Annotated in this window: 10 protein-coding genes; 2 read left to right on the top strand and 8 right to left on the bottom strand. The window is 61.8% G+C overall.

What is annotated here, in order from left to right; translation table 11 throughout:
- The 6 genes from J9885_RS14175 to J9885_RS14150 all read right to left on the bottom strand — a co-directional run.
- Positions 1-986 (bottom strand): mechanosensitive ion channel domain-containing protein (locus tag J9885_RS14175; RefSeq protein ID WP_210549848.1); only part of this gene is annotated, 986 nt, incomplete at its 3' end.
- 133 nt (positions 987-1,119) lie between these two features.
- Positions 1,120-2,319, bottom strand: coding sequence for an acetate kinase (locus tag J9885_RS14170; protein WP_210549847.1), 1,200 nt, complete (start codon positions 2,317-2,319; stop codon positions 1,120-1,122).
- 164 nt (positions 2,320-2,483) lie between these two features.
- Positions 2,484-2,954 carry a YhcH/YjgK/YiaL family protein gene (locus tag J9885_RS14165; RefSeq protein ID WP_210549846.1) on the bottom strand — a complete coding sequence of 157 codons (471 nt, stop codon included), beginning with the start codon at positions 2,952-2,954 and terminating at the stop codon, positions 2,484-2,486.
- Positions 2,955-3,260: 306 nt separating this feature from the next.
- Positions 3,261-4,367 (bottom strand): 1-acyl-sn-glycerol-3-phosphate acyltransferase, encoded by a 1,107-nt coding sequence (locus tag J9885_RS14160; RefSeq protein WP_134697276.1) that lies wholly within the window; start codon positions 4,365-4,367, stop codon positions 3,261-3,263.
- 199 nt (positions 4,368-4,566) lie between these two features.
- Positions 4,567-5,121 carry a ribosomal protein S5-alanine N-acetyltransferase gene (gene rimJ, locus J9885_RS14155; RefSeq protein ID WP_210549845.1) on the bottom strand — a complete coding sequence of 185 codons (555 nt, stop codon included), beginning with the start codon at positions 5,119-5,121 and terminating at the stop codon, positions 4,567-4,569.
- A gap of 37 nt (positions 5,122-5,158) precedes the next feature.
- Complete coding sequence (locus J9885_RS14150) at positions 5,159-5,713, bottom strand: GNAT family protein (protein ID WP_210549844.1); 555 nt, start codon at positions 5,711-5,713, stop codon at positions 5,159-5,161.
- Positions 5,714-6,062: 349 nt separating this feature from the next.
- On the opposite strand from J9885_RS14150, the gene J9885_RS14145 reads away from it, so the two are divergent.
- Positions 6,063-7,829 carry a M4 family metallopeptidase gene (locus J9885_RS14145; protein ID WP_210549843.1) on the top strand — a complete coding sequence of 589 codons (1,767 nt, stop codon included), beginning with the start codon at positions 6,063-6,065 and terminating at the stop codon, positions 7,827-7,829.
- A gap of 51 nt (positions 7,830-7,880) precedes the next feature.
- Here the strand turns inward: J9885_RS14145 and J9885_RS14140 are convergent, their stop codons facing one another.
- Complete coding sequence (locus J9885_RS14140; protein ID WP_210549842.1) at positions 7,881-8,780, bottom strand: LysR family transcriptional regulator; 900 nt, start codon at positions 8,778-8,780, stop codon at positions 7,881-7,883.
- A 209-nt stretch (positions 8,781-8,989) separates the two neighbouring features.
- On the opposite strand from J9885_RS14140, the gene mdtH reads away from it, so the two are divergent.
- Complete coding sequence (gene mdtH / locus J9885_RS14135) at positions 8,990-10,183, top strand: multidrug efflux MFS transporter MdtH (protein ID WP_043762477.1); 1,194 nt, start codon at positions 8,990-8,992, stop codon at positions 10,181-10,183.
- Between the two features lie 167 nt (positions 10,184-10,350).
- Here the strand turns inward: mdtH and J9885_RS19965 are convergent, their stop codons facing one another.
- Positions 10,351-15,522 (bottom strand): choice-of-anchor K domain-containing protein, encoded by a 5,172-nt coding sequence (locus J9885_RS19965; RefSeq protein WP_349237392.1) that lies wholly within the window; start codon positions 15,520-15,522, stop codon positions 10,351-10,353.
- Positions 15,523-15,583: the final 61 nt, after the last annotated feature.

The raw sequence follows: 15,583 nt of genomic DNA, 5'->3' as shown, positions 1-15,583 counted from the left end.
CGCAGGGTGCCGAGGTTGGTGAGGTGGCGGCCGTTGATGGGGCAACTGATGGCATCGCTCAGCTGCTGGTTGTAGCTGCTCAGCTCCTGCTCCTTGCGGCTCAGATAGGGGGCCAGCAATCTGGCCTGCTTGAGTTGCAGCTGCTCCTCCGCCGTCAGGAAGCGCACACTGGTCATGTCGATGTTGACGCTGCGCTTGATGCGCCGGCCACCGGACTCTGTCATCCCCTGCCAGTTCTTGAAGGAGTCGGAGATGAGGGCATAGGTGGGGATGGTGGTGATGGTCTTGTCCCAGTTCGACACCTTGACCGTGGTGAGGCCGATGTCGGTCACCTCGCCATCGGCGCCGTATTTATCCATCTGCAGCCAGTCACCGACGCTCAGCATGCGGTTGGCGGAGAGCTGGATCCCGGCCACCAGGCCCAGGATGGGGTCCTTGAACACCAGCATCAGGACTGCGGTCATGGCCCCCAGGCCGCTGAACAGGAAGAGCGGTGACTTGCCGAGCAGCAGGGCGATCATCAGGATGCCCACCAGGATGCTGGCCACCAGTTTCACCCCCTGGAAGATACCGCGCAGGGGCAGATCCCGTCCGAGCCGGGTATGGCGGCTCACCGACAGCAGGCAGTCGAGCAGGGCAAACAGCGCCAGCAGCAGGAACAGCAGTATCCAGAGCTGGGCCACCAGTTCGATCAGCGCCAGGCTGTCGGACGCCTTGGGCAGCCAGATCTCCGCCTGGCCGAGCAGCACGGCCCCCTGCAACACGAAGGCGAGGCGATAGAAAAGGCGCTGCTGCAACTGGGGGGGCAGCCACGCCTGCTGGGCCTTGCCAAGCAGACCCACCAGGCGCACCAGCAGGATGCGGTGCAGCACCAGGTGCAGCACCAGGGCGGTCAGCAGGATGAACCCCAGGGCGATCACCAGGGCCATCATGGGTGTCACCTCGACACCGAGCCCGGACAACCAGTTGAAAAACATCTCTTTCATCACTACCTCCGCAATATCACACTGCGGTCAGGGTACGTATCTGGTCCTTCATGTCAAATGACGGGGTACTCAGCAGACGCCGAAAATGACAGCGCCCGGCAGGGCCGGGCGCTGGGTTCTAACCGGGGAGGTGTCAGCCGACCAGGCTCAGGGCATCGCGGGCGATGACCAGCTCTTCGTTGGTGGGCATCACCAGGGCCAGACGGCTGTCAGCGGTGGTGATGGGCCCTTCCCCGCCGAGCACGGCGGCGTTGTTCGCCTCCTTGTCGACCTTGAAGCCGAACAGGGCCAGACGATCCAGCACCATCTCGCGCACCATGGCGGCGTTCTCGCCGATACCTCCGGTGAACACCAGGGCGTCCAGACGACCATCCATGGCGGCGGCGTAGGCACCGACATACTTGGCCACCCGGTAGGTGAACACGTCAAGCGCACGCTTGGCACCGTCGTCGGTGGCGTAGTTGGAGGTGACATAGCGGCAGTCGCTGCTCGCCTCTGTCATGCCCAGCAGGCCGGATTCACGGGTCAGGGTGTGATTGATCTGCTCCACGCTGTAGCCGAGCTGGTCGTGCATGAAGAAAACTACAGCGGGGTCTATGTCGCCGGAGCGGGTGCCCATCGCCAGCCCTTCCAGCGGGGTCAGACCCATGGAGGTGTCGACGGATTCGCCGCCACGGATGGCGCAGACGGAGGCGCCGTTACCCAGGTGGCAGTTGATGATGTTGAGCTCATGGAGCGGCTTGCCCAGCGCCTTGGCGGTCTCTTCGGCGATGAAGCGGTGAGAGGTGCCGTGGGCGCCGTAACGGCGGATGCCGTTCTCCTTGTAGAGCTTGTAGGGCAGCGCGTAGAGGTAGGCTTCCTGCGGCAAGGTCTGGTGGAAAGCGGTGTCGAACACGGCCACGTTCTTCTCGGCCAAGGCCGGGAAGACCTTGAGGGCGGCACGGATGCCGATGAGGTGTGCCGGGTTGTGCAGGGGGGCGAACGGGATGGCGGCCTCGATGCCGGCAATCACGCCCTCATCGATGCGCACGGAGCGGGAGAACTGCTCGCCGCCGTGCACGATGCGATGGCCAATGGCCACCAGTTGCTCGGCCAGGGCGGGATCCTGGGGCAGGATGTGACCCACGATGTGGTCGAGAGCTTCCTGGTGCGCGGCACCCGCGCCCAGCATGGCGTCGCCCTTGACCCCGTGGAGTTTCCATTTGATGCGTGCATCGTCCAGATTGAAGCATTCGGCCAGGCCGGACAGCATGTCCTCGCCCGTTTCGGCGTCCATTACGGCAAATTTCAGGGAAGAGCTACCGCAGTTAAGGATCAATACCAACTTGCTCATGTTCTACATCTTCCTGTGCGTCGGCGTGATGCCGACAGTGTCGTGTCATCCAGCGATGGATGGGATTCCCCTGCCGGGGGCGTATGGTCGCAGGAGGCTGCGTCCAATTTTTCGATTCGGTCTGCGCAGTGTGCTCACTGCCGCAGGAGGGCCGGTGCGGGCGATCAGAGCCCGGCCAGCAGATCCCGATGCACCTTGACCACCAGCTTCTTCACACGAGCCGGCGGTTGGGGGGTACAGAGGGGGCGATGCAGTTCTCCCGGCCAGAAGATGGCAAAGTCGCCGGGCTGCAACGCCAGATAACTGGTCTGTTCGTCGTCGACGAACCAGAGGTCGGGATGAGGATGATCGGCGCCCTCCCGGGCATAGGCATGGGGTCCCACGCCGATCCACTCCTCCCCGCGCAGCAGCAGCTGGATGTCCAGGTACTGCTCGTGAAACTCGCCGCGGCGATCCGCAGCCGGCTCGGTCAGATCCTCGCTCACCAGGCAGAACAGCTTGAGACCGTCGATCTCCTGCTTGCCGAGGGGGGCATCCAACCAGCGTGCGACGCTCTGCACCACCTCGGCCATGATGCGGTCCAGGGGAGCGGGCAAGGGAGTGCGTTGCAGGGTATCCAGACTGCCGGTGATCATGGGGTTCGCATCCTTAGATATATCTGTGGTCTATCTTTCTGCATCAATGAAAAAGGACCCCTGAAGGTCCTTGTCTGGTGTCGCCCGCCATCCATGCGGACACGAACCGAGCCTCTCGCTACATAAGGCGTCGGGCGGCTGCTGCACAGCCCGTCCCTCGCCAGGAGATACCGCTCGTTCACCCGATTATCGTACCAGCTGAAACAATATTATTCACTACCCGATGGCCGCCAACTTTGACCAGACGCAAAAACGGGAGCATCTGCTCCCGTTTTTTTCGTATTACATTGTTATGATCGGTGCCATTCAAACCTTGTTGGCGTTCTCCACCGGCTTGGCATACATGGCGCGCCAGATGGCCTTGTGCTCTGCTGGCACCTCGGACTGGCGGGTCAGGAAGGCAGCCTGCTCGGTCGTGCTGGCCCGATTGGGGACATCCGCGGCCAGGTAATTGCCGGGGAAGAGGCGATAGCTGCTCCAGATGGCCTTGTCGATGAGCGCAGCCAGTTCGTCCGGATCGCTGAACCCCTCGGTAATGGGGGCGCCGAAGGAGACGTGTACCCGCCCCTTCTGGCCGACGATGCCCGCGACTATGCTCTCGATGTCCTCGAACTCGCCCTTCTCGTAGCTGCCGTTGACCGACTTCTCGTAGAGCTCGCGCGCCTTGGCCATGTCGGTGGGATCCAGCTCGTAGCTGATGCTGACCGGCACGATGTTGAGGCTGCGCATGTAGTCGACGAACTCGATCTTCTGCTTCTTGCCGTCCACGTAGAACATCTTGAGGATGGCCGGATCCGTCTTGTCGTCCCCGTCCTTGGCGCGCCCTTCCTTCTGGGCGATCCAGATGGAGTGCCCCTCGTGTACCGACTGGCCGATGTAGGCCGACAGCTCGCCGAGCGCCTTCATCATCTCCCGCGGCCCCTTGGCGGAGCGCTTGACGATGAAGCTCTTGTTGAGCTTCATCAACTCGGTGGCGCAGGGTTTGCGCAGCAGGTTGTCACCGATGGCGATGCGCACGGTATCGAAACCGTGGGTGTGCAGTCCCCAGTTGACGAACGCCGGATCCATGGCGATGTCCCTGTGGTTGGAGACGAACAGATAGCCCTGCTCCTTCTTCAGGTGTTCGAGCCCGGAGAAGCTCACCCCCTGGGTGGAGGTGGCGATCATGCGGGTCATGTAGCGGGTCACCCCCATCTGCACCTGATGGATGGTGCTGACCTTGGCCCACTTGTGGCGCAGGAACTGGCGGATCAGCGGGCGGATGGCCCAGCCCAGCCAGCTCATCAGGGAACCGAAACGGTATTTGGCGATGGCACCGATAAACTCGTCATCCTGGATCAGCCGCTCGATGGCCGCTGGCACTTCATCATCGCGATAGGGGCGAATGTCCGCGAATCTGTCTACTTCAGTCACAATGTCTGCCTTGCATGTATGGAGTCGCGACCAGCAGCTGCCGGCCGGGAAAATTCAGGGCGCAATTTTACACGCTTTTGGGGTCTGGGGTATGAGGCGCATACAGATAGTGCGATCTTGCCGTGAAAAAGCGCCTCCCGTCGCCGGGCAACGCGTCAAGACGCTCCCTGCAACAAGCAGGCTGACAGGCCGTTGTCACCTAGACGGCGGGGTTGAGGAGCGCGGTGAGGACGTGATCCTCCCAGCGGCCGTTGATCATCAGGTAGTCCTTTGCGTACCCCTCCCGCTCGAAGCCGAGCCGTTCGAGTAGGGCGCCGCTGCGCAGGTTCGCCGGCATGTAGCCGGCCATGATGCGGTGCAGGCCGCGCTCCCGGAACAGGTAGTCGATGCCGGCCGTCACCACCTCGTGCATCAGTCCCTGTCCCTGATGGGCATGGTCGATGGCATAACCCAGGTGGCACGCCTTGAACATGCCCATCATGATGTTGGTGAAGTTGCAGGTGGCGAGCACTCGCTCCCCCCGCAGATCCAGGGCCGCCAGCTGCACGGCGCTGCCATCGAAGAACTGGCCGTAGCCGTCGCGCAGCCGCGCCTGCCAGTGGGCCAGGGTATAGAAACTTTCATCCCGCCTGGGCTCCCAGGGGGCGAGGTGGGTGCGATTGCGCAGATAGAAATCCAGCATCAGGTCGGCCCGTTCCGGGGGCAGCACGGTGAGCAGGGTGCGGGCCGTGGTGATATGGGGCAGCGTCGTCATCTCTCCCCCCGGACGTGGGAAGCGGGCAAAAAGGCCATCAGAGATCCCTCAGCCTGAGCCACTCGTCCCGCAGCAGGCCGTAGTGCACGTGATCCACCACCCTGTCCGCCAGTCGCTCCGCCCGCCGGGTCACCCCCTCCTGCACCATGCCGAGCCGCTCGCACACCGCCCGGCTCGCGTCGTTCTCCTGGGCGGCGCTGATCTCCACCTTCTCCATCCCCATCTCCTCGAAGGCGTGGTGGATCAGGGCCTGGCAGGCCCGGGTGATGATGCCGTGCCCCTGCCAGCGTTCCGCCAGCCAGTAGCCGATGCTGACCTTGGCCAGCCCGTGATCGATCTGGTTGTAGCCGATGACGCCGACTACCTCCCCCTGATACTCGATGGCCGTGGTCAGCCCCTCCCCCCGGGCGAATTTCTCGATGGCGTGGCGAATGAAGGTGGCGCTGTCGGAGGGTTGCTGGATGTGGGGCACCCAGGGCAACCACTGGGTGAGGTAGTCGCGGTTGCGCTGGCAGAGGCGAAACAGCTCGCTGGCCATGTCGGGTTGCAGGAACAGGAGCGCCAGCTCGTCATCCAGTTGCCATGAAAACATCGCCACTCCCCCCTGCGTTGACTCGGCGTGCGCCGTCATGGGAGCCAATGTAGTCAATCAATCCCTTGTTTGACAAGGACTTTCGGCCCGCTCTCCTCGCTGGCAACCCCCAGATGGAGCGCCCCGTCCGGCCGGATTATTGAGCTTGTCATCAATCCCGCCCATTTTTGGTGAAACACTCTACCAGCCAGGCATTTACTGGACGATTAACATCGCAGAAGTATGTTCTGCTGCCTGTTTTCGCCGATCTGTTACAAATGACAGGCAGCCATTTCGTCCCTTCCCACTAGTGTAAGAGCGCCGGGCAACAGACCCGGTGTGTAATCTTCATCGACTAAGGAAAGACGAGATGAACAAAGTCTATTTGGCCGTGGTACTGGCCTGCTGGGGAAGCGCCGCCATGGCGGCAGAACAGGTGGAAGTAAACCAGGTCGCCGGCCTGCTGGGGGCGCCGAGCGGTGCCGCCGGGGTCAGTGCCCTCGCGGGGGATGGCGAGTTTCGCCAGGTGCGGGCGGTCAAGCTGCCCAATGGCCAGCAGCGGGTGCGCTATGAGCAGACCTGGCACGGCATTCCGGTCTGGGGCCAGGTGCTCGTGGCCGAGCAGTCCCTCGGCGGACAGATCAGCCAGGTCTCCGGCACCATGCTGCGCCAGATCGAGACCGATCTCGCGAGCCCGACCGCCTCCCTCTCTCCCGCCGATGCCGCCAGCAAGGCGCGTGCGGGGGCCAAGGGCAGCAACGAGCGGGTCAAGCTGTTCGTGATGCAGGATGACGCAGGCCAGGCCCGTCTGGTCTACCTGGTCTCCTGGCTCGCGGCGAGCGAGGAGCCAAGCCGCCCCTTCGTCATCATCGACGCCCAGAGCGGCAGCGAGATCAAGCGCTGGGAGGGGATCAACCACAAGGACGCCACCGGCCCGGGCGGCAACCTCAAGACCGGCAAGTATTTCTACGGCGCCGACTTCGGCCCGCTGCAGGTGGACGACAACTGCCGGATGACCAGTGCGAACGTCGATACCCTCAACATGAACCACGCCACCACGGGGGGCGCCGTGCACCAGTTCACCTGCCCGGAGAACACGGTCAAGGAGATCAATGGCGCCTACTCCCCCCTCAACGATGCCCACTACTTCGGCAACGTGGTGTTCGACATGTACCGCAACTGGTACAACACGGCGCCGCTGAGCTTCAAGCTCAAGATGCGGGTGCACTACAGCCGCAACTACGAAAACGCCTTCTGGGACGGTAGCCAGATGACCTTCGGAGACGGTGCCACCACCTTCTACCCCCTGGTGAGCCTGGACGTGGCGGCCCACGAGGTGAGCCACGGCTTCACCGAACAGAACTCGGGCCTGGTCTACTCCGGCCAGTCGGGCGGCATCAACGAGGCCTTCTCCGACATGGCGGGGGAAGCGGCCGAGAACTACATGAAGGGCAGCAACGACTGGCTGGTGGGGGCCCAGATCTTCAAGGGCAACGGCTCATTGCGCTACTTCGAGGATCCGACCCGGGACGGCAAGTCCATCGGACATGCCAGCGACTACTATGACGGCATCGACGTGCACCACAGCTCCGGGGTCTACAACCGCGCCTTCTACCTGCTGGCCAACACCAGCGGCTGGAACACCCGCAAGGCGTTCGAGGTGTTCGTGCTGGCCAACCGCCTCTACTGGGGTGCCAACACCACCTTCGATCAGGGCGCCTGCGGCGTGACCAGGGCGGCCACCGATCTCGGCTACAGCCTGAGCGACGTGGCGGCCGCCTTCACCACGGTCGGCGTCAATGCCTCCTGCGGTACCACGCCGCCGGCGGGCAACGTGCTGCAAAACGGGGTACCGGTGACCGGCCTCGCCGCCGCCAAGGGGGGCAAGCTGAGCTACACCATCGACGTGCCGGCCGGCAAGAGCCAGCTCGTGGTCACCAGCAGCGGCGGCACAGGGGATGCGGATCTCTATGTGAAGTTCGGCTCGGCTCCGAACAGCACCAGCTATGACTGCCGTCCCTACAAGAGCGGCAACGCCGAGACCTGTACCCTGAACGCGCCCAAGGCGGGCACCTGGCACGTGCAGCTGAGCGGCTTCAGCGCCTTCTCCGGCGTGACCCTCAAGGCCAGCTACTGAGCCCGACAGGCAGCGAATAAATGAAGAGCGCCGGCCTGAACCGGCGCTTTTTTATTCCCGTTTCCCCGACCAGCGTCTGGCCAGGGAGCGCGCCGCCTCCAGCACCCGCTCCTTGGCGGGATTGGGACGCTTGCCACTGCGCCAGGCCATCATCACGTCCCAGTGATCCGGCGGCAGATCCACCACGTCCAGTTTCACCAGGCGACCGAACTCCAGATCCCGGGTGATGGCGAGCGCCGGCATCAGGGTGATGAAGCCGTGCTCCAGCGCCAGCTCTCGCGCCGCACTGGCGGGCTGGATGGCGTGCAGCGGGCTGGCGACCTGGCGCAGCAGCCGTAGCTGCAGGATCAGCTCGTCACAGCCGGTGCCCCACTGCTGGGGGGCCAGCCGCTCGTTGGCGATGTCCTGCAGGGTCAGCCCCTGCCGACCGGCCAGGGGGTGGGTGGCGCAGGCCACGGCGATGATGGGGGAGCGATAGAGCAGCTCAAGCTGGATGCCGGCGATGGCGGGACACTTCAGGATGAAGCCGACGTCCGTCTCGCCGGTCAGCAGCTCCTGCATTATGATGCCGGAGTGATCCGTGTTGCAGCGGATCTCGAAGGTCTCATCCACCAGGGCCAGCAACAGGGGGCCGAACACCGCCGTGGTCAGGGAGGGCAGGCAGGAGAGCCGGATCCGCGGCAGGGCGGGCGCCCCCTGCATCGCCAGCCGCCCCCCTTCCAGCGCACTCAGGGCCGCCATCGCCGCAGGCAGAAACTGCTCGCAGGCCGGGGTCGGGGTGGCCCCACGGCGGTGGCGGCGAAACAGGGACTGGCCTAGCTCCTGCTCCAGCACGGCGATCCGCTGGCTCACCATGGGCTGCGACCAGCCACGGATGGCCGCCACCTTGCTGAAGCTGCCACGGTTGGCCACATCCAGCAGCAATTGCAAATCATCGAGTGTCATAGCCATAACCAAATCCAATATGAAATATAGCCAGTTGTCGGCTACCACTATATCTGGCGCCCCACCAGAATAGCAGCATCAATCGTCATCATATGGCAATACGCCATCGAGTCAGGGACCTGTCATCGTCCTTGACTCTCTTTGGTGACGGCGCCATTCGGCGATGAATAAAACAACACAACAATATCAACGGAACGAACAGAGGTAACAGGATCATGGTGGAGCGGGCGAGGCGGTTGGGGCGGTGGTTCTTGGCATTGGATTCCCTCCTGGTGATCCTGGGATTCTTCGTGGTCATGCCCATGATCAGCCTGCGTTTCGTGGACCAGCTCGGCTGGGCCGCCGGGGTGGTCGGGCTGGCGCTGGGACTGCGTCAGCTCACTCAGCAAGGGCTGGGGGTGTTTGGCGGCTCCCTGGCCGACAAGTTCGGGGCGCGCCCCCTCATCGTCTGCGGCATGCTGCTGCGGGCGCTGGGGTTCGCCAGCCTGGCCTATGCCGAAAGCGGGCTTGAGCTCATCCTCTCCTGCATCATCTCGGGGCTCGGTGGCTGCCTGTTCGATCCCCCCCGGGCCGCCCTGGTCATCAAGTTCACCCGGCCACGGGAGCGGGGCCGCTACATCTCCCTGCTGATGATGCTGGAGAGCGCCGGCGCCGTGGTGGGGGCCCTGCTCGGCAGCTGGCTGCTGAACTTCGACTTCGAATATGTCTGCCTGCTGGGTGCCGGTCTGTTCGTCTGCGCGGCCCTGTGCAACCTGCTCATCCTGCCTCCCTACAAGCTCTCGGTGCGACCGACCCCGATCCGCGACGGCCTGGGCCAGGTACTGGCGGACAAGGCGTTCTGCCGACTGGTGCTGATCCTGAGCGGCTACTACGCGCTCTGGGTGCAGGTGATGCTGATCTTCCCCATCCTGGTCAAGCAGATGGCGGGCAGCACCACTGCGGTGGGCTGGATGTATACCCTGGAGACCGCCATCTCCCTGGCCCTGCTCTACCCCCTCGCCCGCTTCGGCGAGCGCCACTTCAAGCTGGAGAATCGCCTGATGGCCGGGGTATTGCTGATGACCACGGGGATAGGCCTGGTCGCCTTCGCCACCACCCTGCCCGCGGTCTTCCTGCTGCTCGCCTGCTTCTACCTCGGCATCGTCATCGCCGAGCCGGCGCGGGAGACGCTGATGACCAAGCTCGCCCAACCCGGTGCACGCGGCAGCTACATGGGGTTCAGCCGCCTGGGGCTGGCGCTCGGGGGCATGACTGGCTATGTCGGCGGCGGAGCCCTGCACGACTACGCCATGGCCCAGGGGCAACCCTGGCTGCCCTGGCTGGTGCTCGGCACCGTCGGGGTCACCACCCTGCTGCTGCTGGCCAACTGCTTCCAGCGCGGCTCTCGCCTCGCCAGGGTCAGCGCCTGACTCCTTGAGCCATCACGCTATCCACCCCGGGCGCCCCTCTCTTGAGGGGCGCCCTCTTTTTATCCTCTCTTTGAATGGCCCTCCCTCTCTGATCCGCCACATCCACCCGAAAGCGCCTATAAAAAAAGCGGCAGATTGCTCTGCCGCTTTTTGACCATCTGACCGGATTACTTGTCGATATCCAGCATGTTGTTTTGCAACATGAAATCGATGACCTGGTTGGCTGTCGTCCCCGAACCGCCCGTCAGGGTATCGAAGGTGTGGTTCATCAGCACTATCTCCTGGGTCACCGGCGCAGCGCTGCTCTCCTTGACCTGCAGGTGCACCCCCTCGTTGTCCTGGAACACCGAGAGCAGGCTCTTCAGGGAGCTCTCGGTCTTGCTGCCATCGCTGTCGAGCAAGTCGCTGAGATCCAGCTTGTCCCCTTCCGACTTGCTGAAATCGACGATGTAGTCCTTGGCCACCTTGCCGGTCTCGGTATCCCCCTTCAGCCAGGTGAAGGTATCGGCACCGCCATCACCTCGCATGACATCATTGCCGAGGCCACCAATCAGGATGTCATTCCCCAAGCCACCACGCAGGGCGTCATTGTGGCTACCGCCATCGATATAGTCATCACCCGTATGACCAAACAGGATATCAGAGCCAGATTGTCCGTAGATCTTGTCATTACCACTGCCACTATTGACAACATCAGCCCAACGGCTGCTGACATCCACACTCAGCAGCAGACCATCAGCATCCAATATGGCATCCGAACCGGAAAGGCTCCCGGTCATGATGTGGTGCGCTTTCAACTGATCTGCGGTGAGTTGCAAGCTGTCGTCGGTACCGAACCCTTCCGCCCCAGTCTTGCCTGCGTAGATAATGTCATTGCCACTGCCGGTTTCAACATGATCATTGCCCGCGCCACTGCTGATTATCTGACCCGAGTTCCCCTTGTTGTAACTCACCCCGGTACGAACATAGTCAGTTCCACCGCTGCTGGTTGTGATTTCACCCAGCAGACTCCCACCAAAGAACACATCGAGTCGATCGGGGTTTGCAGCCTTCTCACCATTGCGTACCACTATTGTATCGTTAAGGTCAGTGCCATCCACTGTGAGCGGGAGGTGAGCCGGCACACCATTGCTGTCAACCGGGTTGACACTGATGGTCAGCATGCTGTTAGTGGTATCCCCATCACCATCACGCACGCTATAGCTGAATACCTCGCGCGCATCGGCTGGGATCTGGCTGCCGTTTTTGGTGACCTGATAGGTGTAAGCACCGTTGGCCAGTATGGTCAATACCCCATACAAGCCAGCCACCTGGCTCCCAGCACCGTTGCTGTAGGTCGTGGCGTTGTTACCGGCCCCATAACCAATGACGGTCAAACCACCATCTGCACCCGCCAGATCATTGTTCAGCACGTTGCCCGTGGTCTGCGGTAATTCATAGCCTGAGCCTTCCACTAACTTGACGATCAAATCGAAGCTGTTGCTCGCATTTTCATTGGTGTAAATAGTCTTCACCACGTTACCGCTTGCATCACGGAAACCCAACACCTCGAAGCTGTAGACCTTGCCTTCAAAGTTGAAGCTCGCAGTCGTAGTCCCTATGGTGATCATATCCCGCGAATCAGCCCAGTTATTCGGTGTTTCGTTGTGGCTAAAGTTGATGGTCACGGTAACCGGCGTCACCTTGCCCGAAGCATCGGTCACCGAGAAGGTCGCCTGCATGGTAACCCCTGTGATCGAGGTCCCCGAGCTAACTGGATAGTTATAATGAGTGAAAGTACCCAGCTTGATCTCTTCGTTCAGCGGGATCTGACCATTCAAAGCAGCATCGTTATCGACAAATCCATATCCGGATTTCGTATCATTCTTGCCGCCCCAACGGATCTGATCCTTGGCCGAATCGTTATCCGAACTATCGAAATAATCCAGATTCTTGCCGCCAATGGCACTAACCCAGGATGCTTCGATACCTGAGAACAGGAACGAATCCACCACTACGTCGATCCTGGCGTCATCCACCACGGCAACCGGTACGTCATCACGCACCGCCAGCTCAAACGAACCGGAGGTGGTGTCACTCCCGGGCTTGCTCGCCTCATAATTGACGGTGAAACGAAGTTCATCCTGGCTGGTCAACACGCTGCTCTGGCCATCCACTACATGGCTAAGCGGCTTAAGCAGAGTAAAGGTATAGCTCGGCGGATTTGCACTGTTATCCACCGTCACGGTAAAGGCCACATTAGCGGGATTGGTGCCAAAGTACCCTTTGAGCCCAGCGCCATCCTGAATCACGTTGACGGGCTGTCCATCAATACCCGTGATCCCGCTCAGACCAGTGATACTCACCAGTTTGAGCTGTACGCCAGTGACGTTGCTACCATTGCCATCAGTCACCAGCAGTGATTGAGTCACAGAAAGCGGGCCGCTAGCAGGCGCACCAACAGGCTCCGGCAAGTATGCGTTACCACCCGGCAAACCATCCTCATCCAACAAACCACCGCTCAGTCGAACGGAGAGATCGTTATCGATGATGGTCCCGGTGCCAGAATGACCACCCACAGTCAGGTTCAATGTTTCGCTCTGTTCTGCCAGTTTGTCATTCACTGTCGGCACTGACACGGTGAAGCTCGTCACACCAGCTGGTACTGAGATTTTGCCTGTGCTGCTGTTATAGGTAACACCGTTACTAAACTGCAGATTTCCCCAGTCAGAGTTTGAGGCGGCATGAGCACCACTACCCGTGATTGAGAGGCTGTACTCAGTCACCACGTTGGTCGCACCGCTCAAAGTAACCACATGCTGCAAGGTAGCCCCTTCAACAACAGTGCCACTCGATACGCCAGTCACATCGGGACGCATCAGCGGATTGACAGCAAAGCTGCCTTGCGAGCCATCACCATCGCGATCATAGGCGTAGAAGGTGAAGTCGATGTCGCCATCACCAACCGGGCGCTGCATCTCTGCATACTGGAAGAATTCCCACTTACCGGTGGCCGGAGTGAACTCCAGACGGAATATCAGGGTGCCATCGCTGGTCTTGCCGAACAAGGTATTGGCCAACAGGGAGGTAGAGATTGCCGCACCACTGGCCGTGGTTAGTCCGGTCTCGGAGGAGCCGATCAACTGCATCGCCCCCTTGCCGTCTGCCCCCCATTGCGGGGTCACTGTGCCCGAGCCATAGGCAATGGCCTGCGCCGTGTTGGCACCGAGAAACTCGATGCTCTTCACCGTCAGGTCACTGTTGTCGCTGGTATTGGTGTTGCCGTTGTTGGTGGCCTTGATGACCATGGTATCGAAGCCGCCCTGCTGCACCTGGAAGTTCTGGTTGAATTCCCCGCCTGCCGCCGTCGAGTTGAATACCAGGGTATTGATCAATACCCCTCCGCGATAGAACTCTACGACCCCGCTCTCCAGTTCGCCGCCAAACATCTGGCTGAACTTGATGTTGGCGCCATAGGCCACCTTGCCTGCATCCAGCTTGATGATCAGTTGCTCGGACGCCGATTTACCATCGGCGAAGTGGCGGAAATCGATCTCGTTGGCAATGTTGTGGTAGGGAGATGCCACACTGGCAACCCCCAGCCCGGCGCTGGAGCCATTGACGCTCGCCGCAATCAGCGTCGGGTCGGTTGCCGACTGGAAGCCCAGGGCACTGATGGTAAAGCCCGCCATATTCAGGGTGCTCTGGTTGCCACTGTACTTGGTCAGGTCGAAAAGCCCGGTCAGCACGTTCGGAATATCGGTCTTCACCACGGAAACGGCATCGCTGTTGCCGGCAATGGGGGAGTCGTCCTCGACGATAACATCCAGAGTGTCCTTGGTGACGCCGCTGCCATCGGAAACCTCCACATCCAGCTGGAACGACAGCTTGTCTTCCGAGGTCGTATCCCCGTGGTCGAGGGGGCCCTTGAGGGTCACGTCATAGGTCCACTCTCCCTTGCCGCTGGTATTGGGTGCCGTCAGCTTGACCTCGACCACAGCCTTGTAATCGGCGCCGCCAATCGCCCCCGTGTACCCAACCAATGTCTTGCTGCCCGGGTCCCAGCTCCACTGGACCTTGGCCCCACCGGATGTAAGTCCGTTGGACCCAGTCGGCCCGTTCAGGGAGATGCTGAGGGTACTGCTATCCACGTCACCCACGGAAAGAGTACCGGACGCTTTGATGACGTTGGTGGTATCCGGGTTGCCGGCCGTGTCAGCAATGCCGTTTGCCAGCCCCTCCTCGGAGACGACAGCACCGTTGGAGATCGTCAGCGTCGGCATATCGTTGACCGCATCCACCTTGATGGCCACGGTTGCGGGGCTCGCATCCACGGCGCCGTCGTTGTCCACCGCCGCATAGTTGAAGCTGGTGTTGCCGTTCCAGTCCGCATTCGGAGTGAAGGTGAGCTTGCCGGCGTCCGCCACCGCAATGCTTTGATCCACAGTCACCGCCACCCCGTTAAGATAGAGGATGCCGTTGGCAGGCAGGCTCTTGATGGTGAAACTCACCACGCTGCCATCGATGTCGCTGCCACTGAGGGTCGGGATGGCGATGCTGGCGGCATCTTCCAGACCGTTTGCCTGCTTGCTCGCCGTCTCCGGCGCGTCATTCAGGATCTGCGCGTTGTCGCTGCCCGGCAGGGAGACGTTGCCCGCCTTGTCGGTCTGGGTCGCCGTCACCGTCAACGACTTGCCGTTGGCCGGGGTCGTTTCCGTCCAGCTGATGGTGCCGTTCTGATAGCCGTAGCTCTTGCCATTGTTTGCCAGCAGGGTGCCATCGGCCTTGAGCGTCAACTGGACAGTGCTGTTCACCCCGCCATTGTTGATGGTCAGCGTCACCTTGCCGCCCGCAACCAGGTCTGCGTGATTGATCCCGGCGCGTACCTGGATCTGATCATTACCAATCTCGGCCTTGGTCAGCATCTGGTCATTGTTGGTATCGTCCACGATAACCACGGTCGGCGCCGCGGTGGCGGTGGTGTCGCCCATCACCGCGCTGTCCTGGCCTTCCGGCGAGACGTTGCCCGCCTTGTCGGTCAGGGTTGCCTTCACCTCGATGCTGCCGCCGTCCGCCGGACGCGGGTATTCGAAGGTCAGGTGCTGGCCGTCAATCTGCGCCTGGGTCAGGGTGATCGGCGCCTGGCCGGTGACGTTCAGCACATCCCCCGCCACCGCGCCCGCCGGCAGCGTGACCTGCACGCCCACGGTACCGCTGATCTCGCTGTTGCTTATGGTGCCGTCGTTGTTGCTGTCTTCGGTGATCTCGACCGTCGGCGCAACTGGCGCCGTGGTGTCGACCCCGTAGCCTTCGCTGTCGGTCGCGGTGGCGCTGTTGCCCGCCGCGTCGGTGCTGGTCACGCTGGCCTCGATGGTGCGGTCGGTGTCCGCCGCCAGGTCGCTGCCCGCCACCAGGATGGTG

The sequence above is a fragment of the Aeromonas sp. SrichE-2G genome, assembly GCF_017939565.1.
Lineage (GTDB): Bacteria > Pseudomonadota > Gammaproteobacteria > Enterobacterales > Aeromonadaceae > Aeromonas > Aeromonas taiwanensis.
Note: the sequence above shows the minus strand (reverse complement) of the source record. Positions and strands in the feature narration are given on the sequence as shown.

Coding starts and splice junctions, on each gene's coding strand:
- J9885_RS14170 (WP_210549847.1), bottom strand. CDS start 2,319: ATGAGCAAGTTGGTATTGATCCTTAACTGCGGTAGCTCTTCCCTGAAA.
- J9885_RS14140 (WP_210549842.1), bottom strand. CDS start 8,780: ATGGCTATGACACTCGATGATTTGCAATTGCTGCTGGATGTGGCCAAC.
- rimJ (WP_210549845.1), bottom strand. CDS start 5,121: ATGACGACGCTGCCCCATATCACCACGGCCCGCACCCTGCTCACCGTG.
- J9885_RS14165 (WP_210549846.1), bottom strand. CDS start 2,954: ATGATCACCGGCAGTCTGGATACCCTGCAACGCACTCCCTTGCCCGCT.
- J9885_RS14150 (WP_210549844.1), bottom strand. CDS start 5,713: ATGTTTTCATGGCAACTGGATGACGAGCTGGCGCTCCTGTTCCTGCAA.
- J9885_RS14145 (WP_210549843.1), top strand. CDS start 6,063: ATGAACAAAGTCTATTTGGCCGTGGTACTGGCCTGCTGGGGAAGCGCC.
- mdtH (WP_043762477.1), top strand. CDS start 8,990: ATGGTGGAGCGGGCGAGGCGGTTGGGGCGGTGGTTCTTGGCATTGGAT.